Genomic DNA, 20,277 nt, shown 5'->3' with positions numbered 1-20,277 from the left:
CATGGCCCTGCGTGAAGTGTCAACTCAGGGGGTTTGCAACGTCAACTCGCGCGTTTGCTGGGGGGAAGTGGCGGGGCGGCGGTGGGTGCGCACCGCGCTGATCACCCGGCAGGCCAGGTAGATCAGGAACGAGATGGCCGTGACGAACGCGCTCACCGGCGCGCCCGGGGCCAGCGACAGCACGATCCCGCCCAGCACCGACACCTCGGCGAACACCACGGACAGCACCGTGGCGCGCACCGGGCTGGCGGTGACCCGGCAGGCCGCGGCGGCCGGGGTGACCATGAGCGCCAGCACCAGCAGTGACCCCACGGTCTGCACGCCCAGCGCGGTGGCCACGCCCACCAGCACGGCGAACACCGGGGCCAGCAGCCGCGCCGGCACGCCCCTGGCCGCGGCCACCTCCGGGTCGACGCTGGCGAACAGCAGCGGCCGGTAGATCACCGCGAGCACGGCCAGCACCAGCACCGCGCACACCGACAGCAGCAGGATGCTGGCGAAGTCCACGCCCACGATCTGGCCCACCAGCAGCCCGAACTTGTTGGACATCCGGCCGGGGTAGAACCACAGCAGCAGCACGCCGAGGCCGAGCCCGAAGGCCAGCACCGCGCCGATCACCGAGTCGTGCTCGGAGGTGCGCCGGCTGAGCAGGCCCAGGATGAGCGCGGCCACCACCGCGCCGGCCAGCGCGCCGAAGCCGACGCCGATGCCCAGCAGCAGCGCGGCGGCGCCGCCGGTGAACGCCAGCTCACTGGTGCCGTGCACGGAGAAGGCCATGTTGCGGCTGATGATCAGCGGCCCGAGCACCCCGGCGACCAGGCCGAGCACGGCCGCGGCGAGCAGCGCGTTGCGCACGAAGTCCAGCTGTAGCAGCTGTGCGGTCAGGGCGAAGTCGAAGAGCTTGTCCATCTGCGCGTCCTACCGTCCTACCTGCCGCTCGCTCACTGCTCGGTGCCGCCGGTCGCGGCCATCGGGTGGTGCGGCTGGTCGGCGCCGGCCGCGCCCTGCGCCCCGACCACCACGATCTGGCCGCGCACCCGCACCACGTCGATGTGCGTCCGGTACAGCTCGGACAGCGTCTCCGAGGTCATCACCTCGTCCGGGGTGCCCACCCGGAACCGCCCGTCGACCAGGTACAGCACCCGGTCGACCAGGGGCAGCACCGGGTTGATCTCGTGGGTGACGAACAGCACCGCGGTGTTGGCCGCCCGCCGGCGGGCGTCGATCAGCTCGCTGACCGCGCGCTGGTGGGCCAGGTCCAGCGACAGCAGCGGCTCGTCGCACAGCAGCACCTCGGGGTCGCCGACCAGGGCCTGGGCCACCCGCAGCCGCTGCTGCTCGCCCCCGGAGAGCAGGCCGACCGGCTGGTCGGCGTACCCGGTGGCGCCCACCGCGGCCACGGCCTGGTCCACCCGCCGGGCGCGGTCCCGCCGGTTGCGCAGCCCGATGCCCCAGCGGTGCCCGTCCAGGCCGAGGCCGACCAGGTCCCGGCCGCGCAGGGTGAGGCCGCGGCTCATCGCCTTCTGCTGCGGGATGTACCCGATGCGGCGGCTGCCCCGGCCGGGCGGGCCGCCGGCCACGGTGACCGACCCGGCGGACAGCTCCTGCTGGCCGAGCAGCACCCGCAGCAGGCTGGTCTTGCCCGAACCGTTGGGTCCGAGCACGGCCAGGAACTCCCCGGGGGCGATGTCCAGGTCGAGGCCGGACCAGAGCACCCGGGTGCCGTAGCTCAGCTCGGCGCCGCGCAACGCCACGGCGGGCCGGTCCGCCGCGGGCCCGGCGGTCGCCGGCTGGCCCGCCGTGGCCCCGGCCGCCGTGGTTCCGACCGCGGGGGGCTGGGCCGACGACCGGACATCCGGGTGCGCCGTCATTGCTTGGCCACCGCCTCCGCCAGGGCATCTACTTGCTTGCTCATCCAAACAACGTAGTCGGTGACGCCCTCGGGCAGGCTCTCGGTCACGTCCACCACGGGCAGGCCGGCCGCCCTGGCCTTGTCGCCGAGCTGGGTGGTGACCGGGGACTCGGTCTGCGCGTTGTTCACCAGCAGCGCCACCTGCTTGCCGGTGACCATGTCGTTGACCTGCGCGATCGCCGCGGCCGGCGGGTCGGTCTCCTCCTCGATCGCCTCGGAGAAGTCCTCGGGCGTTGCGTCGGTCAGGCCGGCCGAGGCCAGCAGGTAGCCGGCGACCGGCTCGGTGGCCAGCACCCGGGTGTTCGGGTGCTCGGCGCCGATCCGCTCCACCTTGGTCAGCAGCTCGTCGATCTTGGCGTCGAAGTCCCTGGCGTTGGCCGCGAAGGTGTCCCTGGCCTCCGGCTTGACCGCGCCCAGCTCCTCGGCGGCCTTGTCGGCCACCTTCTTGACCGTGGGCAGGTCGTACCAGACGTGCTCGTTGCCCCCGCCGTGGTCATGGCCGTGGTCGTGCCCGTGGTCGTGGTCGTGGTCGTGGTCCGCGTCCGCCCCGGCCGCACCCGACTCGGCCGCGCCGGACTCCGCAGCGCCCGACTCCGCAGCGCCCGACTCGGGCGACTCGTGCCCGGCCTCGGTCGAGCCGCCCGACTCGCCGGACCCGGCCAGGTCCACGGCCACGATCTTCCTGGCGTCCTTGCCGGAACCCTCCAGCAGCTTGGCGAAGAAGTCGTCGTAGCCGCCGCCGTTGTAGACGGCCAGCTTGGCGTTGGTCAGCGCGGCGGCGTCGGCCGGGGCGCTCTCGTAGGAATGCGGATCGGCCGACGGACTGTTGATGATCGAGGTGACCTCGACCTGGTCACCACCAACGGCCTGGATCACGCTGCCCCAGACGTTGGTCGAGGCCACCACCTTGATCTTGGTGGGGTCGCCGGCCGCGTCGCCACCGGTGCCGGTGGAGCTGCCGCACGCCGAGAGGGTGAGCGTGGACAGGGCAAGACCGGCCAGCGCGGCCCCTGTGCGGCGGTATCTCAGGGTCATCCGGGCGCTCCTCGACACAGCGTGAAACTCATAATGGAAACCGTTGTCGAGTTCAGTTTAGAACACACGGTGCCCGGTAGTCCTACTAATGGGTGATAGACGTGCCACGTTTCAGCGGAACTTGATCACCAAACTGTGCGGACCGTGAGCGGCGGGGTACGCAAAACCGACGACCCCCGCCCGGACCGGGACGGGGGTCGTCGGAGACTCGGATCTGGGACCCGGTTCTGGCCGCTCGCGGCCAGGCACCGGCTGAGCGCTCAGGCGGACAGGCGCTTGCCGCTCTCCGGGTGGAACAGGTGGATCTCGCTGTTGTCGCGCACCGCGACCTTGACCTTCTGGCCGAACGCCGGGGGCGTGCGGGAGTCGACGCGCACGATGAACCGCTCGGACGCGTCACCGATCCGGACGCTGCCGTACACGTAGGCGTCCGCGCCCAGTTCCTCGACCAGCTCGACGGTCAGCTCCATGCCGTCCTCGTCGGCACCGGCCAGGTGCAGCGCCTCCGGCCGCACACCGAAGGTGACCTCGGTCAGGCCCTCGGCGGCCACGCTGTCCAGCACGGTCCGGGGCAGCGGCACGACCAGCCCGTCCAGCTGCGCGCCCTCGGCGGTCAGCGGCACGGTCTTCAGGTTCATCGCGGGCGAGCCCATGAAGCCGGCCACGAACGCGTTGGCCGGGCGCTCGTACAGCTCACGCGGGGTGTCGCACTGCTGGAGCAGGCCGTCCTTGAGCACCGCGACCCGGTGGCCCATGGTCATGGCCTCGACCTGGTCGTGGGTCACGTAGATGGTCGTGGTGTCCAGCCGCTTCTGCAGCGCGGCGATGTTGGCGCGGGTCTCCACGCGCAGCTTGGCGTCCAGGTTGGACAGCGGTTCGTCCATCAGGAACACGCTGGGCTCGCGCACGATGGCCCGGCCCATGGCCACGCGCTGGCGCTGACCACCGGAGAGCGCCTTGGGCTTGCGGTCCAGGTACTTGGTCAGGTCCAGCATCTTGGCCGCCTCGGCGACCTTGTCCTTGATCTGCTGCTTGGGCACGCCCCGCAGCTTGAGCGCGAAGCCCATGTTCTCGGCCACGGTCATGTGCGGGTACAGGGCGTAGGACTGGAACACCATGGCGATGTCCCGGCCCTTGGGCGGCACGTTGGTGACGTCCTTGCCGCCGATCTCGATGGCACCCTCGTCCACGTCCTCCAGCCCGGCCAGCATCCGCAGCGCCGTGGACTTCCCCGAACCCGACGGACCGACCAGAACGAGGAACTCACCGTCTGCCACGTTCAGCTCAAGCTGATCAACAGCGCGCACCGGAGGGCTTCCGGGAAACACCCGGGAAGCGTTGACGTAGGCGACCTCGGCCATGAGACGTCCCTTTCACTGTGATGCGTGTCCCGTCAAGGTATATCGAGAAAGCGCTTTCGTCAGCCCCTCGGGCGACACATAATTCCCCTAGCCCTCACGGAGAGTGCGCGATTGTTACCCGACCGCGACCTGGATCTTTCTCGATCCCGTTCGCCTCACCCCTTGACCCCGCCCGAGGCCAATCCGCTCACCAGGAAACGCTGAACGAGGTAGAACACCAGCACGGCCGGGATCGCGACCAGAATGGACGCCGCCGCCAGGTGACCCCACTCGGTCCGGTTCTGCTGCGAGAACACCTGCAGGCCGACCGCCAGTGTTTTCGACTCGTCCGCCGCGGACAGCAGTGCGGACGCGAACGCCACCTCACCCCAGGCGGTCAGGAACGAGTAGAACGCGGTCACCGCCAGTCCCGGCCGGGCCAGCGGCAGCACCAGCCGCCAGAACACCCCGAACGGCGACAGCCCGTCCACCCGGCCGGCCTCGTCGATGTCCACCGGGATGGTGTCGAAGTACCCCTTGAGCATGTAGGTGCAGAACGGCACCGCCGTGGTGCAGTACACCAGCACCAGGCCGAACGTGGTGCCCTGCAGGCCCAGCGCGATCAGGATGTTGTACAGCGGCACGATCAGCACCGCGAACGGGAACATCTGCATCACCAGGAAGCCCAGCAGCAGCGACCGGTGACCGGGGAAGCGGAACCGGCTGACCGCGTACCCGGTGGTGGCCGACAGGAAGACCCCGAGCACCGTGGTGAGCAACGCGATCAGCACCGAGTTGCCGAACCAGGCGAGGAAGTTCCCGCGCTGTCCGGACAGGACGTCCACGTAGTTGTCCAAACTGGACTCGTTGAACAGGCTCGGGGTGGCCTCCACCGCGCGCGCGTCCGGTTTGAACGAGGTCACCAGCACCCAGAACACCGGGAAGACCGCGACCAGCGAGGCGGTGATCAGCGCGCCGTGCAGGCCGACGCTGGCCAGCCGGGACCGCTTGGCCCGGCTGGCGCGCCCGCGGTTGCCGGCGGCGGCCTCCTGCCCGGCGGCGCGCAGTGCGGCGGCGTCAACGGTCATCGTGCTCCGCCCTCCTGACTTCGTGGTTTCCCTTGTCCGACAACGAAAACTGCCGCACCGACCTCACAGCGTCTCCCCCTGCCGGCGCAGCACGCCCCGGTAGAACAGCGCGAACACCAGCAGCACCGACAGGATCAGCGCGCCGTAGGTGGAGGCCACCGCGTAGTCCCGGCTGGCCCCGGCGAAGAACCGCTCGAACGCGTAGGTGATCAGCGTGCGGGTGTACGGGTTCATGCCGGTGACCAGGTAGATCACCGCGAACATGTTGAACGTCCAGATCACCCCGAGCAGCACCACGGTGCTGGTCACCGAGCGCAGCCCGGGCAGGGTCACGTGCCGGAACCGCTGCCAGGGCGTGGCCCCGTCGATCTCGGCCGCCTCGTAGAGGTCACCCGGGATCGACTGCAGGCCACCGAGCAGCGCGATCATGTTGAACGGCACGCCCACCCAGACGTTGACGATGATCACCGCGACCAGCGCCAGGTTGGACTGGCCCAGCCACACCGGTTCGGGCAGGCCCAGCGCGCGCAGCGTCTGGTTGATGATCCCGAACTGGGAGTTGAACATGTACTTCCAGGCGAACGAGCTGATGAACGCCGGCACCGCCCACGGCAGGATCAGCAGCACCCGGTACAGCGCGCGCGCCCGCATCGGCCGGTTGAGCAGCAGCGCCAGCCCCAGGCCGATGGTGACGTGCAGGAACACGCAGCAGAAGGTCCAGATCACGGTGCGCAGCAGGGTGGCCCAGAACGAGCCGTAACTGGAGTCGCCGGACAGCACGTTGGCGTAGTTGCGAAAGCCCACCGACACGTAGCCGGCCACCCGGTCCAGCAGCGGGTTGGCGATGTTGGCCTCGTTGATGTCGGTGAAGGTGAAGTAGATGCCCTGGACCAGTGGGATCAGCACCAGGACGGCGGTGACCACCACGACGGGCAGCACCATCGCGTAGGCGTACCAGTAGCGGTCGAGAAACCTCCGCACCGCGCTCTCCTCAGCCCTGGGCGTAGTCGGGGACGACCTGGTCGTGGTAGGTCTTGGCGAGTTCGTCGAGCGCCGCCTTGGGCTGCTTGGTCCCGGCGAGCACGTCCGCGTAGGAGATCTTCATCGGGTCGAACAGCTGGCCGCCCTCGGGCACCCACGGCCGGGCGTGCGCCTGTTCGACCACCGGGGCGAACGCCGCCACCACGCTCTGCGCCTTGACCTCGGGGTTGTCGTAGACGGACTTGCGGGTGGGCAGCAGGCCCAGCTCCTTGGCCACGGTGGCCTGGGACTCGGCACTGCTCATGCAGGCGATGAACTTGGTGGCGGAGTCCTTGGCCCTGGTGCCCTGCCTGATCACGTAGTCGTGCCCGCCGACCGGCGCGCTGCCCTTGCCCTCGGTGGCGCCGGGCACGGGCGCGATGCCCAGGTTGGCCGGGTCGGTGAACGCCTCGCCCTTGAGCAGGTCGACCACGGCCCACGGCCCGTCGACCACCATCGCCACCTGGCCGGCGGCGAACGCGGCCTTCATGTTGTTGTAGGAGTTGGTCTGGTCCAGCGCGGTCTGCGCGGCGCCGGAGTCGATCAGGTCCTTGGCGGTGCTCAGCGCGCGCACGTTCTGCTCGGAGTTCACCACGATCTTCTTGTTGGCGGTGTCGAGCAGGTCGCCGCCCTCGCCGTAGATGAACGGCAGCGCGTAGTAGGCGTCGTTGTTGACGAAGAACGTCTTGGTGCCACCGAGTTTGGCCGCCGCGGCCTTGATCTCGGCCCAGGTCCTGGGCGGCTCGACGCCCGCGTCGGCGAGCAGCTTCTTGTTGTACAGCAGCGCGAGCGTGTCGGTGACCTGTGGGACGCCGTAGGTCTTGCCGTCGTACTTGGTGGACCCCAGTGGCACGTCGAGGAAGTCGCCGGTGTCCTTGGCCAGGTCGGTGGCGGACAGGTCGGCGATCAGCCCGTTCTTGGCCAGCTGGGCGACCCAGGCGACCTCGGCGCGCAGCACGTCCGGGCCCTGCCCGCCCTGCGCCGCGGTCTTGTAGTTGGGCAGCGCCTGGTCGAACGCGACCTGCTCGACCTTGACCTGGTAGCCGCCCTTGGTCGCGCAGTCCTGGGCGAGTTTGGCGAACACCGGGTGCTCGCCGGAGCCGCTGGTGTCCCAGAAGACCACCTGGCCCGAGTCCCCGCCGCCGTTGGAGGCACCGCCACCGCACGCGGTGAGCACCAGTGCCCCGGACAGGCCGGCCGCCACCGCCGTCATGAGGGTTGTGCGTCGCATCGTTGCTCTCGTTCCCTCCACGTTGAGCGGTTCGGGGCCCGCTGCCAGGCGGTCGCCGAACCAGGACTTGCAATAATTTGCGTTACAGGTGACGCGGATTTCATACCCGTTGACTGCGCAAGGTCAAGAGTTTCCGCGTAACCAAGCCGTAACGGCGCACACACCGTGACCGCCACCGGTGGTTCCGCAAAGTCTTGATTGCAAAAATTTGCTGCGAAGGGCAGGCTGCTCGCGAACGACGTGGCAAGGGAGGAACCGTGTCCGGTCTGGCCGACATCGCCAGGGCAGCCGGGGTGAGCATCTCGACGGTGAGCCGAGTGCTGAACCGGCGGGCCGGGGTCAACGAGGAGACCAGGCAGCGGGTGCTCGCGGTGCTCGCCGAACAGCCCTACACCCCGCGCGGCCTGGGCGCCCTGCAGCGCACCGGCGTGATCGGCCTGCTCGTGCCGGAGCTGTCCAACCCGGTCTTCCCCGCGTTCGCCGAGGCGCTGGAGACCAGGGCGGCGCGGCTGGGCTACTCCTCGCTGCTGTGCAACACCCGCTCCGCCGCGATCCGCCGCGAGGGCCCGGCCGAGTCCCGGCCACCCGCCGCCCGCACCAGAACACCCGTGCCGACCTCCCTGGGTGAGGAGGAGTACGTGCGGATGCTGCTGGCCAGGGGCGTCGAGGGGATGGTGTTCGTCTCCCCGGAGATCACCAACGTGGAGGTCCCGCTCGGCGAGGCGCCCAAACCCAGCTACTACGCCAAACTGCTCGCCGACGGCGTGCAGATGGTGTTCGTCAACGGGGCCACGCCGTCGCTGGACGTGCCCGACGTGACCGTGGACGAGCAGCTGGCCGGCTACCTGGCCACCCAGCACCTGCTGGAGCTGGGCCACCGCCGCATCGGGTTCGTGTCCGGGCCGTCCCGGTCGCTGCCGTCCCGGCTCAAGCGCGCCGGCTGGGCGGCGGCGCTGGAGGAGGCCGGGCTGCCCGCGGAGGCGGAGTTCGTGGCGCACGCCCCGTTCGCGGCCGAGGGCGGCGGCGCGGCCGTGGCCCGACTGCTGGACACGGTGCGGCCCACCGCGGTGATCTGCTCGTCCGACCACATGGCCATGGGCGTGCTGCGCCAGGCCCACCAGCGCGGCCTGTCCGTGCCCGGCGACCTGTCCGTGGTGGGCTTCGACGACATCCCGCTGGCCGCGTACTGCTCGCCCGCGCTGACCACCCTGGCCCAGCCCATCGAGGAGATGGCGGCGGCCGCCGTGGACGAGTTGGTGCACCGGCTTGACCCAGATGGACGACACCGCACCAACGGCAACTACACGAGGGTTTTCCGCCCCAAACTGGTGGTCCGCGAATCCACCGCGCCACCGCGCTCAATATCCTAGAGGTCTACACCAATTGGAGCGTCAAGCAACTCGCTGAGCTGCGGCGACAAGCTTCCGAGGGACACGCGTCACCACGACTTCTGAAAATGGTTCTGTACCGTTACGGTCTTTACATGGCGAGGTCTATGCATGTGAGGCGACCCGCGACGCTGGCTTCCCTGGCCGCGGAGCTGGGCGTCTCCCGGACAACGGTGTCCAATGCCTACAACCGCCCCGACCAGCTCTCCCCAGAGCTGCGGCGCAGGGTCCTGGAAACGGCGCGCCGCCTCGGCTACCCCGGGCCCGACCCGGTCGCCAGGTCGCTGCGCACCCGCAAGGCAGGCGCGGTCGGCCTGCTGCTGACCGAGAACCTCTCCTACGCGTTCCGCGACACGCACGCGCTGACCTTCCTCGAAGGTCTCGCGCTGGCGTGCGAGGACGCCGGGCAGGGCCTGCTCATGGTGCCGGCCAACCCCGAGCGGGAGGACGTCGCCGCCGTGCACCGGGCCGGGGTGGACGGGTTCGTGGTCTACTCCGTGCCCGACGACGACCCCCACCTGGCGGCGGTGCTGGAGCGGCCGGTCCCCACGGTCGTCTGCGACCAGCCGGAGCTGGACACCGTGGACCGGGTCGGCATCGACGACCAACTCGCCATCACCCACCTCGCCAGGCACCTGCTCGACCTCGGCCACCGCCGCATCGGCGTGGTGTGCATGCGCCTGGCCAGGGACCGCAACGACGGCTTCGTGTCCCTCGACCGCCAGCAGGCCGCCCACTTCCACGTGCAGCGCGCCCGCCTCGCCGGCCTGGCGGCGACCTTCTCGGCGGCCGGCGTGGACTGGACCCAGGTGCCGGTGGTCGAGCGCTTCGACCACACCACCGCCAGCGGCGAGTCGGCCGCCGCGCAGATTCTGGACCGCGACCCCGGCATCACCGCGCTGATCTGCACCTCGGACATCCTCGCCCTCGGCGCCCTGACCGAGGCCCGCCGCCGCGGCCTGCGCGTGCCGCACGACCTGACCGTCACCGGCTTCGACGGCATCCCCGAAGCCGACCGCGCCGGCCTGACCACGGTCCGCCAGCCGGTCCTCGAAAAGGGCCGCGCCGCCGGCAAGCTCCTGTTCGACACCCACGAGCACAGCCGCCCCCGCACCGTCACCCTGGCCACCGAACTGGTCGTCGGCACCACCGCCACCGTCCCCAGGGGCCAGGACGACCGCTGGTTCGGCCCGTGACCCGGTAGCCGCCCCGGTGTCGGTCGGTCGGAGGCTGCCCGGCACCACCGCGGCGATCACCCGGCCGGCACGCCGACACCGGGTCGACCGTCCACCTCGGACACGTCGGCCACGCGGAGGGCGAGTTGGCAGAAGAGCACGTTGAGCCCGCTTTGTACGGTCTTCGTACCGGTCCTGGCTAGCGTCGGGGTCGCCGAGGAGTCGACCGTCCTCGGTGACCCCGACGTCCACTACCGGGAGGAATCGGCGTGCTCAGCTCACCCTCACGACGCGGTCTGGTGGTCCGGCTCCTGGCGAGCGTGGGCGTGGTGGCGAGCGCGCTCGCCACGGGTGGTGTCGCGGTGGCCGACACCGCGGTCGCCCACGCCGGCACCGCCGCGCCAGCCTGCGCCTACCAGCCGACCCAGCTCCCCGGCGTGCCCGGCAGCCGGGTGGCCACCGGGTACGTGCAGGCCACGGACGGTGGCCGCTACTTCGGGGGCCTTGGCCACTGGAGCAGCGACGGGTTGGGCGGCGACCACCGCGGCCTGGTGTGGCGGGACGGCGTGGTCGTGGCGGACTTCGGCTCGCTCAGCCACGTCACCGGCGTCAACAGTTCCGGTGACGCCGTGGGTGGGACCGAGTCGGTGGAGCCGTTGACCTGGCACGACGGCAGGTTGGGCCGGCTGAGCAGGCCACCCCAGAACACCAGGCACTTCGCGCAGGCCAGCGCGGTCAGCGACACCGGAGTGGTGATCGGCAGCGCCACGTTCGACGACGGCACCGTGCACGCGCTCGCGTGGTCGATCCACAACCCCACCGCGCCGCGTGATCTGGGCATCGCCGGCCGGCTCTTCGCGCTCACCGACATCAGCGACGACGACCGGATAGTCGGCACCTTCACGTCGGGTTCCCGGCTCCAGGCGGTCACCGGCACGGTCGACGGTGGGTTCCGCCCGCTGGGTGGAGTGGATCCTGCTGCCGACAGCTCCGCCACCGACATCGCCGGGTCCTACGTCCTCGGCACCGCAACCGTGCCCGGTCAGGGCAAGGGCGCGGTGCTGTGGCGTGATGGCGTGCCCCGCCTGCTGACGGGCGCGGGCACGGCGACGCTCACCGACGTGAACAGCTCGGGGACCGTGGTCGGCTACGAGGGGACGGACTACAGCCGGCGGACAGCCGTGGTCCTGTCCGGCGGCACCCGCACGGTGCTGCCGCCGTTGCCCGGTTACACCCACGCCGAGGCGATGGCCGTGACCGACGACGGCCGAATCGCCGGACGCAGCATCAGGTCCGGCAGCGACGCGCAGTTCGTTCCCACCGTGTGGTCCTGCGCCTGATCGGGGCTCACCTCCGGCCGGTCCGGCCCGTGGCGTCATGCCCGTCGCGACGCCGGGCGATGCGGGGACACCTCGCACGCCGAGCGCCAGATCACCGCGCGGGCGTCGCGAGCCGGACAGCCGGCGTCCGCGAACCGCCCTACCCCAGCCGCACGGCCACGGGCTCGGTGGTGAGTTCGCCGAGCCGGCCGACCAGGTAGTGGTCGCCGGCGGGCGGCGCGTCCCCGCGCACGACCGGCCAGGCGTTGTCCGCAGCGCGCGCTGCTGCTGTCGCTGTTGTCGCCCGCCCGCACGGCTGCGCGCACGAACCGTCCGCGGGCCGCGCTGACGCCCCGGCCGAGGGCGCCGGCTGGTCGGGCGGGCAGGCGGGCTCGGCGCCCGCGTCGAGCAACGCGTCGACCGGAAACCCCTGGGGCGCAAGCGGATCCGCGCCGACAACCGGAGCGACCGGCCGGCCGAGGTGGGCTTCAGTCAGCGGGAAGCCGTACTCCTCGCCCGGGTGCATGATGCGCAGTTCGCCGGCCGTCTCGGGTGCGCAGTCCCGGCTCAGCCACCGCGTTCGCCCGCCGTCCGCCGACGCCAGCAGCAGCTCCCGGTGTTCGCCGAGGTCTCTGGTGCACGCGGTCTGGCCGGTGTTGACCACCACGAGCCGCGCCACCGGGTTGTCCGCCGGCCGGTGGCCGAAGTCCAGCCGGTCGGGCCGGGCGGGCAGCACCTCGGCGCGCACCCGGAGCACCCGGTCGGGGCACGGCTGGGGTGGGGCGGCCGGCTGGCCGGGCAGCGGTGTGGGTGGCGCCTGCCAGCGGGACGCCGACAGGCGCTGGCCCGGTGCCGGTGCGGTGGGCGCGGCCACACCACTGGTCTCGACCACCGCCCAGACCGCCAGCGCCACGGCCGCACCGGTGCCGGCGATCGTCAGCACGTGGCGGCGGGAGGCGGGCGACACGGAGAACTTGATCATGAGGGCTGACGGTATCGGCGGGACCCGACGCCGCCCGTCCGGTGCACATCACCCGAGTGGTGAATCTCCCGTGTGTGGCCCTGTCGAAATCTCCCCGTTGACCAGGCAGAATCAGGCCGGGTTCAGCACCTGATCGCTCAACACCCGTGTAATGACGTAAGAAGCACACACGAAGCTCGCCGCAACGCTGCGGCGGCCAGGCACCGGAGGTGGGCTTGACCGCCATCGACGAACTTCTCGCCCGGCACCACGAGGCCTCGCCCGCGGGCGCACCCGAGCCGTCCTCACCACGGCCCTCGCTCCACGTGGCCGTGCTGACCTGCATGGACGCCCGGATCAAGGCCTTCGAGCTGCTCGGCCTGCGCAAGGGCGAGACGCACATCCTGCGCAACGCCGGCGGCGTGGTCACCGACGACGTGATCCGCTCGCTCGCGCTCAGCCAGCGCAAGCTCGGCACCCGCGAGGTGCTGGTCATCCAGCACACCGACTGCGGCCTGTCCATGGTCACCGAGGACGACTTCAAGGACGAACTCGAACAGGCCAGCGGGTTGCGGCCGACCTGGTCGGTCGAGGCGTTCCGCGACGTCAAGGACAGCGTCCGCCGGTCGGTGGCGCGGGTGCGGCGCAGCCCGTACCTGCCGCACACCGACAGCGTGCGCGGTTTCGTCTACGACGTGCGGACCGGGGCGTTGCACGAGGTGATCTGAGCGGGGGGAACAATCGTCTCCACTATGAGCGTGGACGCCGATCTCCTCCTTGACTGGTTCGCTGAGACCGCCCGCGACCTGCCCTGGCGCCGGCCGGAGACGACCGCGTGGGGTGTGCTGGTCAGCGAGATCATGCTGCAGCAGACGCCGGTGGCCAGGGTCGAGCCGGTGTGGCTGGCCTGGCTGCAGCGCTGGCCGCGACCGTCGGCGATGGCCGCGGCCAGCCAGGGCGAGGTGCTGCGGGCCTGGGGCAAGCTCGGGTACCCGCGCCGCGCCCTGCGGCTGCACGAGGCGGCCAAGGCCATCGCCGACGAGCACGGCGACGTTGTTCCGTCCGATGTGGACACACTGCTGGCGCTGCCGGGCATCGGCGCCTACACCGCCAGGGCCGTGGCCGCGTTCGCCTACGGCCGGCGCTGCCCGGTGGTGGACACCAACGTGCGCCGGGTGGTGGCCAGGGCCGTGCACGGCGCCGGCGACGCCGGCCCGCCGTCCACCACGCGGGACCTGGCCGACGTGGCCGCGCTGCTCCCGGACGACGAGGCCACCGCGGCGCGGTACTCGGCCGCGCTGATGGAGTTGGGCGCGCTGGTGTGCACGGCCCGCACCCCGCGCTGCGTCGACTGCCCGATCATCGACGGCTGCGCGTGGCAGCGGGCCGGCCGACCGGCCTACGCCGGGCCGGCCAAGCCGGTGCAGAAGTTCGCCGGCACCGACCGGCAGGTGCGCGGGCTGCTGCTGGACGTGCTGCGCGGCACGGCCGAGCCGGTGGCCAAGGCCCGGTTGGACGTGGTGTGGGCGGACGCCGGGCAGCGGGATCGGTGCCTGCACTCGCTGCTGGTGGACGGGTTGGTGGAGCAGATCGAGGACGGTCGGTTCGCGCTGCCCGGCGAGCACTGACCAGCCGCGATCACCGCACTGGCGAACACCCCGCTGTGATCACCCCGCTGTGATCACCCTGCTGTGATCACCCGACGGGGGCGGCCAGCACCTGGGACAGGAACGCCTCCACGGCACCCCGGTAGAACGCGGGCGCGTCGTGGTGGACCACGTGCCCGGCGCCCGGCACGACCAGGTGCCGGCCGTGCGGTGCCCGACGCGCCATCTCGGCCTGCTGGCCGGCGGGCATGCCGGTGTGCTCGGCCTCCAGCACCAGCAGCGGGCAGCGCACCCGCTCCACCACCGACCAGTAGTCCCGCCGGCCCCACTCGCCGGCGATCTCGTACATGTCGTCGAGCGCGGCGAGCAGGTGGTAGCCGTCGGCGCGCTCGCGCACGCACTCGACGAAGTAGTCGCCCTGCGGCCCGAAGAACTCCCGGACGTGCGCCACCGACTCGAAGGCCGGCGGCCACGCCGCGAACCAGTCCCGCCACTCGTCCACGGACCGGCCGCGCTGGTCCACCGCCATGTCCTCGACCACCACCGCCCGGACCAGGTCGGGGTGTGCCGCGGCCAGCGCCATCCCGTGCAGCCCGCCCATGGAGTGCCCGATCACCACGACCGGCCCCAGCGCGAGGTCGTCCAGGCGCGCCACGATGTCGGCGACGAAGTCCTCGGTGCGCCACGGGCCGCCCGGGCAGGGGTGGTCGCCGTGACCGCGCGCGTCCAGCCCCACCACCCGGCCGTGCCGGCGCAGCCACCTGGCCACCGACCACCAGGTCGTGGCCCGGCCCATCAGGCCGTGCAGCAGCAGGATGGCCGGGCCGTCACCGCCGAAGTCCACGACCCCGGCGCGGGAGTGATCCACCATGACGGCAGGTCTACCAGCAGCCGGCAGTGCGGTGGCCGGAGACAATCGGGGCGGGACCACCGTGCGGAACAGGCAGGGGGAGCAGGCGATGCGCATCAGGGTTGGGAACCGGCGCGGGCTGCTGCTGGCCGCGGGCGCGCTCGTACTGCTGGCGGTGTCCGCGCTGCTCGTGGCGGTGACCGCGGGCACGCCCCGGGTGCGCGGCGGCAGCGCCCAGGCCGCGTCGGTGGCCTCGGCGCCGGGCGGGGCACCGGCGGACGCGCCGCCGTCCGGGACCACGGGCACGGTGGGCGCGCCCGGCGCGGGTGACCCCTACTACCCCACCGACGGCAACGGCGGCTACGACGTCACCGCCTACGACCTGGCCCTGCGCTACGACCCGCCGAGCCGGCAGCTGTCCGGCGAGGCCACGATCTCGGCCAGGGCGCTCAGCCCGCTCAGCCGGTTCAACCTGGACCTGACCGGCCTGGAGGTCAGCGCGGTCCGGGTGAACGACCACCCGGCCACGTTCACCCGGGAGGGCGACCACGAACTGGTGATCCAACCCGCCGACCTGCTGCCCGCGGGCGACTTCCGGGTCAGCGTGCGCTACTCGGGCAGCCCGGTCACCCTGGACGACGCACTGGGCCGCGGCGGGTGGCAGATCAGCGCGTCGGGTGGGGCGTTCGTGGCCGGCCAGCCGCACTCGGCCACCACCTGGTTCCCGGCCAACGACACCCCGGGTGACAAGGCCGCCTTCCGGATCGCGCTGGACGTGCCGGACGGCTGGTCGGTGGTGGCCAACGGCGTGCCGGCGGGTGAGACCAGCGCGGACGGCTGGACCACGCACACCTGGGTGGAGCAGACCCCGATGGCCACCTACCTGAGCACGGTGATCATCGACCGGTTATCGGTGGTGCGCTCCCAACTGCCCGACGGCACGCCCGTGGTGGACGCCTACGCGCCGGGCGCCGAGGGCAAGAAGGCGCTGGCGGACCGGCTGCCCGAGGTGCTGGCGTTCCTGTCGGAGAAGTTCGGGGCCTATCCGCAGCGCGCGGCCGGCGGGATCTTCCTGGCCGAGGACATCTCCTTCTCGTTGGAGACCCAGACCCGGCCCACCTACGCGCAGTGGACCGACCTGGGCACGATCGTGCACGAGAACGCCCACCAGTGGTTCGGTGACTCGGTGTCGGTGTCCCGGTGGGCGGACATCTGCCTGAACGAGTGCCTGGCCAGCTACGCCGAGTGGCTGTGGGCCGAGGGCGAGGACGGCACCGACCTGGACGCGCGGTACCGGAGCCAGGTGCGCAGCCACGCCAGCGACCAGCGGTTCTGGGCGCGCCGGCTGGTGGACATGGGTGCCGGCCACGAGTTCGAGGGCGTCTACGACAAGGGCGTGCTGGCCATGCACGCGCTCCGCCGGCAAGTCGGTGACCAGGCGTTCTTCACGGCGCTGCGCACCTGGGCCGCGGTGCACCGGGACGGCAACGCCACCTGGTCGGAGTTCGAGTCGCACCTGGAGCAGGCCGCCGGCCAGCAGCTGGACGGGTTCTTCGCCGCGTGGTTCCGCGCGGCGGAGGTGCCGGCCGACGAGTACCTGTGGCCGGCCTCGCTGCGGTAGCAGCGCTGCCGGTGTCTCACCCCGCCCGGACCGCGGACCGCCGTAAGCTCGGAACCATGGCAGTGGTCAAGATCAATGCGATCGAGGTTCCCGAGGGCGCCGGCCCCGAGTTGGAGAAGCGGTTCGCGGCCCGCCTCGGCGCGGTGGACTCGTCCCCCGGCTTCCTCGGCTTCGAGTTGCTGCGCCCGGTCGCCGGCGAGAACCGGTACTTCGTGTACACGAAGTGGGAGACCGAGGAGGACTTCCAGGCGTGGGCCAGCGGTTCGGGCAGGGCCGCGCACGCGGGTGAGCGGGCCAAGCCGGTGGCCTCCGGCGCGAGCCTGCTGGAGTTCGAGGTGGTCCTCGCCTCCCAGCCGAAGACCGAGCAGCCCCGGTCCGAGCAGCCCCCGGCCGGCGACCAGGCCGGCTGAATCGGCCGACTCAGCGGTTCCCTCCCCGCGTTCGCCCCTGGCCGCCGGCTCACCGGTCCGGCACGACGAACTGGCTGAACACCGCGCGGTGGTCGCTGCCGGGCAGGTCGAACACGTCGAAGGTGTCCACCGAGATCCGGTCGTCGACCAGGATGTGGTCGATGGTCACGGCCGGCGGCCACCAGGTGTCGCGGTCCGGCCAGGTCGGGGTGAGGGCGGCGCCCGTCTGCGCGGCCGCGTCGGCGTAGCCCACGGCGAGCAGGCGACGGAACGCGGCGTGGTCGACGGTGGCGTTGAAGTCACCGGCCAGCACCTGAACCGGCGCCGCCAGTGAGCGTTCCGGCAGGCCGGCCAGTTCCCGCCGCCACGGGTCGGCCGCGTCGCCCAGGTGCGGTGGCGCCACGTGCACGGCCACCACGTCGAAGTCGGCCGCGCCTGGCAGGTCCACGCGCGCCGCGGGCTGGGCGAACGTGCTGGGCGCGGCCGGCGGCAGCGCGGTCAGCGGGTAGCGGGCGGCCAGCCCGGACCCGGACGCGTCACCGCTGGCCTGGAACACCCGGTGCGGCAGTGCCTCGGCCAGGCCGGCGCGGTCCAGCGCGTCCACCGCCTCCTGGGTGAGTTCCTGCAGGCTCAGCACGTCGACCTGGTGCTCGCGCACCAGGTTCACCACGGCCTCGGCACTGGTCCGCCCGTAGTAGAGGTTGGCGGAGAGCACCCGCACCTGCTGCCCCTGCTGGTAGGGGCGGGCCTGGTGGAGCAGCCTGGGCACGACCGTGGCGGCCAGCAGCACGGCCAGCGCCAGCACCACCATGCTGATCGCCCAGCGCCGCAGCAGCAGGCACAGCACCCCGAGCAGCAGACTGCCGGCGGCCACGTACGGGGTGACCGCGAGCACCGCGACCAGTTGGACGTTGCTGTCCAGGTCGAACAGCCGCACCACGCCCGCGGCGAGGCAGCCGAGCGCGAGCAGACCCAGCAGCGCGGTCAGCGGCCGGCCGCCGCGCCGGCGACGCCGGCCGCGCCACGATTCGGGCTGCTCGTCGGCGTCGGGCGGCTCGACCGGCCCCCGAGTGCGCCGACCGGTGGTCGCTGGGCTCATACGACCAGTGTGGCCGAACCGGCCGGCCACCCCCGGGCGCGACAACCCGAGCCCGGGCCCGTTCCCCTGACCAGTCGTTCACTCCGTCTTTTGCCCTCTTGTCGGATTGTTGAACAAACCCCTACCCTCGGCTCACCACACACTGTCGTGCTGGAGGTCACGATGCTCGTCCTCCTCGGTGTCCTCGTCGTGGTCGTGGGTTTCGCCCTGCGCCTCAACCCGTTGCTCGTGGTGGCCGCCGCCGGCATCGTCACCGCGCTGATCGGGGGTTTCTCCCCCACCCAGATCCTGGACGCGTTCGGCTCCGGCTTCGCCGGCAGCCGCTCGGTGAGCCTGTTCGTGGTGACACTGCCGGTGATCGGCCTGGTCGAGCGCTTCGGCCTGCAGGAACAGGCCCGGGTGCTGATCGGCCGGCTGGCCCGGTTCACCACCGGCCGGCTGCTCGCCGCCTACCTGCTGCTCCGGCAGTGCACGGCCGCGGTCGGCCTGCGCGACATCGGCGGCCCGGCCCAGACCGTGCGCCCGCTCATCGCGCCGATGGCACTGGGCGCGGCCGAGCGGCGGCACGGCCCGCTCACCGATCCGGCCATCGAGCGGATCAAGGCGCACGCGGCCGGCGCGGACAACGTCGGGTTGTTCTTCGGCGAGGACGTGTTCATCGCCATCGGGTCGATCCTGCTGATCACCGGCTTCGTGGACACCACCTACGGACTGCGGCTGGACGCGCTGGAGATCGCGCTGTGGGCGATTCCCACCGCGCTCTGCGCCCTGGTGATCCACGGCGGTCGGCTGCTCTGGCTGGACCGGTGGCTGGCCAGGACCACGGCCGGCGCCAGCCGGTCCCGCACCGGCGCCACGGAGGTGCGGGCGTGATCAACGCGGAGTGGCTGTACTGGCTGTGCGGGCTGTTGTTCCTGGTGGCGGGCGTGCTGGCGGCCACCGACCGGAGCAACCCGAAGCGACGCGGCAGCGCGCTGTTCTGGGCGCTGTTGGGCGTCTGCTTCTGCTACTCGACGTTCGTGGTCGCCAGGACGGCACCGGCCTGGCCGCTGGGGGCGGCCGTGCTCGTGCTCGCCGGGCTGGCCGGTTTCGGCCGGCTCGGTCGGGGCAGCCGCGGCGGTGCGCGGGCAGCCGACCGCCGAGAAGCGGCTGGCGCGCACGAACCGGCTGGCGGCCGGAGCGCGGCCGCCAGTCAGGCATCCCCGGAGGACCAGGGGGCTTCCGGGGATGCCGAGGCGGGCCCGGTGGGCAGCGCCGCCGCGGCGGGCCCAGTGGTGGGTGGCCCGGTGGCACGGGGCCCGGCGGCAGGGGGCGCGGCGGCACGGGGCCCGGCGGCAGGGGGCGCGGCGGCACGGGGCCCGGCGGCAGGGGGCGCGGCGGCAGGGGGCGCGGCGGCAGGGGGCGCGGCGGCAGGGGGCACTGCCGCGCCCGCCTGGCCGCACGCCACCACCAGCGCCAGTCAACGGCGGGCCCTGGCCGCCCGGCTGGGCAACCGGCTGTTCCTGCCGGCGCTGCTCATCCCGGTGGTCGCGGCGCTGTTCGCCACCCTGGTCGCGCGGGTGCGGGTGGCCGGGCAGCCGCTGCTCGCCGAGGGCACCGCCACCCTGGTGGGCCTGGGGGCGGGCAGTGTGCTGGCCGTGCTGCTCGGGCTGGTGCTGTTCCGGCCGGTCAGCCCGCTGGTGCCGGTCCGCGAGGGCAGCCGGCTGCTGGAGGACATCGGCTGGGCCGCGCTGCTGCCGCAGATGCTGGCCACGCTCGGCCTGCTGTTCGACAAGGCCGGGGTGGGCAGGGCGGTCGCCAGCATCACCAACGGGCTGCTGCCCGAGGGTTCCCTGCTGGGCGCGGTGGTGCTCTACTGCGCCGGGATGGCGCTGTTCAGCGTGATCATGGGCAACGCGTTCGCCGCGTTCCCGGTGATGACGGCCGCGATCGGCTGGCCGGTGCTGGTGGCGCAGTTCCACGGCGACCCGGCGCTGGTGTTCGCCGTGGGCATGCTGGCCGGGTTCTGCGGCACGCTGTGCACCCCGATGGCCGCCAACTACAACATCGTGCCGGCCGCGTTGCTCCAGCTGAAGGACCAGTACGGCCCGATCAAGGCGCAACTGCCCACGGCCGTGCCGCTGCTCGGGTGCAACATCCTGATCATGTACTTCCTGGCGTTCTGACCGGGCTGGTCAGCCCCACCCAGCGCTTGCCCACCGGCGGGGACCAGGCGGAGAAG

General features: G+C 72.1%; 19 protein-coding genes. 9 read left to right on the top strand and 10 right to left on the bottom strand.

What is annotated here, in order from left to right; genetic code table 11:
- Nucleotides 1-24: 24 nt before the first annotated feature.
- The 7 genes from LX83_RS07845 to LX83_RS07815 form a co-directional block, all read right to left on the bottom strand.
- Nucleotides 25-909: a metal ABC transporter permease gene (locus LX83_RS07845; protein WP_253768644.1), complete on the bottom strand. Its 885-nt coding sequence runs from the start codon at nt 907-909 to the stop codon at nt 25-27.
- A 32-nt stretch (nt 910-941) separates the two neighbouring features.
- Nucleotides 942-1,871 (bottom strand): metal ABC transporter ATP-binding protein, encoded by a 930-nt coding sequence (locus LX83_RS07840; RefSeq protein WP_253768641.1) that lies wholly within the window; start codon nt 1,869-1,871, stop codon nt 942-944.
- Nucleotides 1,868-2,947 carry a metal ABC transporter solute-binding protein, Zn/Mn family gene (locus LX83_RS07835; RefSeq protein WP_253768637.1) on the bottom strand — a complete coding sequence of 360 codons (1,080 nt, stop codon included), beginning with the start codon at nt 2,945-2,947 and terminating at the stop codon, nt 1,868-1,870. Before LX83_RS07835 ends, LX83_RS07840 begins: the two co-directional genes overlap by 4 nt.
- Nucleotides 2,948-3,207: 260 nt before the next feature.
- Nucleotides 3,208-4,308 (bottom strand): ABC transporter ATP-binding protein, encoded by a 1,101-nt coding sequence (locus LX83_RS07830; RefSeq protein ID WP_253768633.1) that lies wholly within the window; start codon nt 4,306-4,308, stop codon nt 3,208-3,210.
- Between the two features lie 155 nt (nt 4,309-4,463).
- Nucleotides 4,464-5,375, bottom strand: a complete 912-nt coding sequence (locus tag LX83_RS07825) for a sugar ABC transporter permease (RefSeq protein WP_253768629.1) — start codon at nt 5,373-5,375, stop codon at nt 4,464-4,466.
- A gap of 63 nt (nt 5,376-5,438) precedes the next feature.
- The gene (locus LX83_RS07820) at nt 5,439-6,356 is read right to left on the bottom strand and encodes a carbohydrate ABC transporter permease (RefSeq protein ID WP_407649504.1); all 918 of its coding nucleotides are present in this window, start codon (nt 6,354-6,356) and stop codon (nt 5,439-5,441) included.
- 10 nt (nt 6,357-6,366) lie between these two features.
- Nucleotides 6,367-7,626 (bottom strand): extracellular solute-binding protein, encoded by a 1,260-nt coding sequence (locus tag LX83_RS07815; protein ID WP_253768626.1) that lies wholly within the window; start codon nt 7,624-7,626, stop codon nt 6,367-6,369.
- Between the two features lie 257 nt (nt 7,627-7,883).
- On the opposite strand from LX83_RS07815, the gene LX83_RS07810 reads away from it, so the two are divergent.
- From LX83_RS07810 to LX83_RS07800, 3 genes are all read left to right on the top strand, one after another.
- Nucleotides 7,884-8,996: a LacI family DNA-binding transcriptional regulator gene (locus LX83_RS07810; RefSeq protein ID WP_253768623.1), complete on the top strand. Its 1,113-nt coding sequence runs from the start codon at nt 7,884-7,886 to the stop codon at nt 8,994-8,996.
- 113 nt (nt 8,997-9,109) lie between these two features.
- Nucleotides 9,110-10,210, top strand: coding sequence for a LacI family DNA-binding transcriptional regulator (locus LX83_RS07805; RefSeq protein ID WP_253768619.1), 1,101 nt, complete (start codon nt 9,110-9,112; stop codon nt 10,208-10,210).
- 248 nt (nt 10,211-10,458) lie between these two features.
- Nucleotides 10,459-11,529, top strand: coding sequence for a hypothetical protein (locus LX83_RS07800; protein WP_253768617.1), 1,071 nt, complete (start codon nt 10,459-10,461; stop codon nt 11,527-11,529).
- Between the two features lie 139 nt (nt 11,530-11,668).
- On the opposite strand, the gene LX83_RS07795 is transcribed toward LX83_RS07800, so the two are convergent.
- The gene (locus LX83_RS07795; protein WP_253768614.1) at nt 11,669-12,490 is read right to left on the bottom strand and encodes a hypothetical protein; all 822 of its coding nucleotides are present in this window, start codon (nt 12,488-12,490) and stop codon (nt 11,669-11,671) included.
- A 215-nt stretch (nt 12,491-12,705) separates the two neighbouring features.
- Here LX83_RS07795 and LX83_RS07790 point away from each other — a divergent pair, with 215 nt between their 5' ends.
- Together LX83_RS07790 and LX83_RS07785 are read left to right on the top strand one after the other, a co-directional pair.
- Complete coding sequence (locus LX83_RS07790; RefSeq protein ID WP_253768611.1) at nt 12,706-13,197, top strand: beta-class carbonic anhydrase; 492 nt, start codon at nt 12,706-12,708, stop codon at nt 13,195-13,197.
- A 24-nt stretch (nt 13,198-13,221) separates the two neighbouring features.
- Entirely contained in the window at nt 13,222-14,097 is an 876-nt protein-coding gene (locus LX83_RS07785) for an HhH-GPD family protein (protein WP_253768607.1), read from the top strand.
- Nucleotides 14,098-14,164: 67 nt separating this feature from the next.
- Here LX83_RS07785 and LX83_RS07780 read toward each other — a convergent pair whose 3' ends face one another.
- Nucleotides 14,165-14,947: an alpha/beta fold hydrolase gene (locus LX83_RS07780; RefSeq protein WP_253768604.1), complete on the bottom strand. Its 783-nt coding sequence runs from the start codon at nt 14,945-14,947 to the stop codon at nt 14,165-14,167.
- 88 nt (nt 14,948-15,035) lie between these two features.
- Between LX83_RS07780 and LX83_RS07775 the strand changes: the two genes are divergently transcribed.
- Nucleotides 15,036-16,547 (top strand): M1 family metallopeptidase, encoded by a 1,512-nt coding sequence (locus LX83_RS07775; protein ID WP_253768602.1) that lies wholly within the window; start codon nt 15,036-15,038, stop codon nt 16,545-16,547.
- 56 nt (nt 16,548-16,603) lie between these two features.
- On the top strand, nt 16,604-16,957 hold the full coding sequence (locus LX83_RS07770) for an antibiotic biosynthesis monooxygenase family protein (RefSeq protein WP_253768600.1): 354 nt from the start codon (nt 16,604-16,606) through the stop codon (nt 16,955-16,957).
- A gap of 49 nt (nt 16,958-17,006) precedes the next feature.
- Here LX83_RS07770 and LX83_RS07765 read toward each other — a convergent pair whose 3' ends face one another.
- Nucleotides 17,007-18,056, bottom strand: a complete 1,050-nt coding sequence (locus LX83_RS07765; protein ID WP_253768598.1) for an endonuclease/exonuclease/phosphatase family protein — start codon at nt 18,054-18,056, stop codon at nt 17,007-17,009.
- Between the two features lie 162 nt (nt 18,057-18,218).
- On the opposite strand from LX83_RS07765, the gene LX83_RS07760 reads away from it, so the two are divergent.
- Together LX83_RS07760 and LX83_RS07755 are read left to right on the top strand one after the other, a co-directional pair.
- Nucleotides 18,219-18,929, top strand: a complete 711-nt coding sequence (locus LX83_RS07760) for a DUF969 domain-containing protein (RefSeq protein WP_253768595.1) — start codon at nt 18,219-18,221, stop codon at nt 18,927-18,929.
- Entirely contained in the window at nt 18,926-20,221 is a 1,296-nt protein-coding gene (locus tag LX83_RS07755; protein ID WP_253768592.1) for a DUF979 domain-containing protein, read from the top strand. The genes LX83_RS07760 and LX83_RS07755 overlap by 4 nt, the downstream gene beginning before the upstream one ends.
- The last annotated feature ends 56 nt before the right edge of the window (nt 20,222-20,277 follow it).

It is taken from the genome of Goodfellowiella coeruleoviolacea (assembly GCF_024171785.1).
In the GTDB taxonomy this organism is placed as follows: Bacteria; Actinomycetota; Actinomycetes; order Mycobacteriales; family Pseudonocardiaceae; genus Goodfellowiella; species Goodfellowiella coeruleoviolacea.
Note: the sequence above shows the minus strand (reverse complement) of the source record. Positions and strands in the feature narration are given on the sequence as shown.

Excerpts from the sequence above, each read along its gene's own strand:
- LX83_RS07760 (WP_253768595.1), top strand. The coding sequence starts at position 18,219 with ATGCTCGTCCTCCTCGGTGTCCTCGTCGTGGTCGTGGGTTTCGCCCTG.
- LX83_RS07825 (WP_253768629.1), bottom strand. The coding sequence starts at position 5,375 with ATGACCGTTGACGCCGCCGCACTGCGCGCCGCCGGGCAGGAGGCCGCC.
- LX83_RS07780 (WP_253768604.1), bottom strand. The coding sequence starts at position 14,947 with ATGGTGGATCACTCCCGCGCCGGGGTCGTGGACTTCGGCGGTGACGGC.
- LX83_RS07795 (WP_253768614.1), bottom strand. The coding sequence starts at position 12,490 with ATGATCAAGTTCTCCGTGTCGCCCGCCTCCCGCCGCCACGTGCTGACG.
- LX83_RS07840 (WP_253768641.1), bottom strand. The coding sequence starts at position 1,871 with ATGACGGCGCACCCGGATGTCCGGTCGTCGGCCCAGCCCCCCGCGGTC.
- LX83_RS07830 (WP_253768633.1), bottom strand. The coding sequence starts at position 4,308 with ATGGCCGAGGTCGCCTACGTCAACGCTTCCCGGGTGTTTCCCGGAAGC.
- LX83_RS07805 (WP_253768619.1), top strand. The coding sequence starts at position 9,110 with ATGGCGAGGTCTATGCATGTGAGGCGACCCGCGACGCTGGCTTCCCTG.
- LX83_RS07765 (WP_253768598.1), bottom strand. The coding sequence starts at position 18,056 with ATGAGCCCAGCGACCACCGGTCGGCGCACTCGGGGGCCGGTCGAGCCG.
- LX83_RS07785 (WP_253768607.1), top strand. The coding sequence starts at position 13,222 with ATGAGCGTGGACGCCGATCTCCTCCTTGACTGGTTCGCTGAGACCGCC.
- LX83_RS07815 (WP_253768626.1), bottom strand. The coding sequence starts at position 7,626 with ATGCGACGCACAACCCTCATGACGGCGGTGGCGGCCGGCCTGTCCGGG.
- LX83_RS07775 (WP_253768602.1), top strand. The coding sequence starts at position 15,036 with ATGCGCATCAGGGTTGGGAACCGGCGCGGGCTGCTGCTGGCCGCGGGC.
- LX83_RS07845 (WP_253768644.1), bottom strand. The coding sequence starts at position 909 with ATGGACAAGCTCTTCGACTTCGCCCTGACCGCACAGCTGCTACAGCTG.
- LX83_RS07770 (WP_253768600.1), top strand. The coding sequence starts at position 16,604 with ATGGCAGTGGTCAAGATCAATGCGATCGAGGTTCCCGAGGGCGCCGGC.
- LX83_RS07835 (WP_253768637.1), bottom strand. The coding sequence starts at position 2,947 with ATGACCCTGAGATACCGCCGCACAGGGGCCGCGCTGGCCGGTCTTGCC.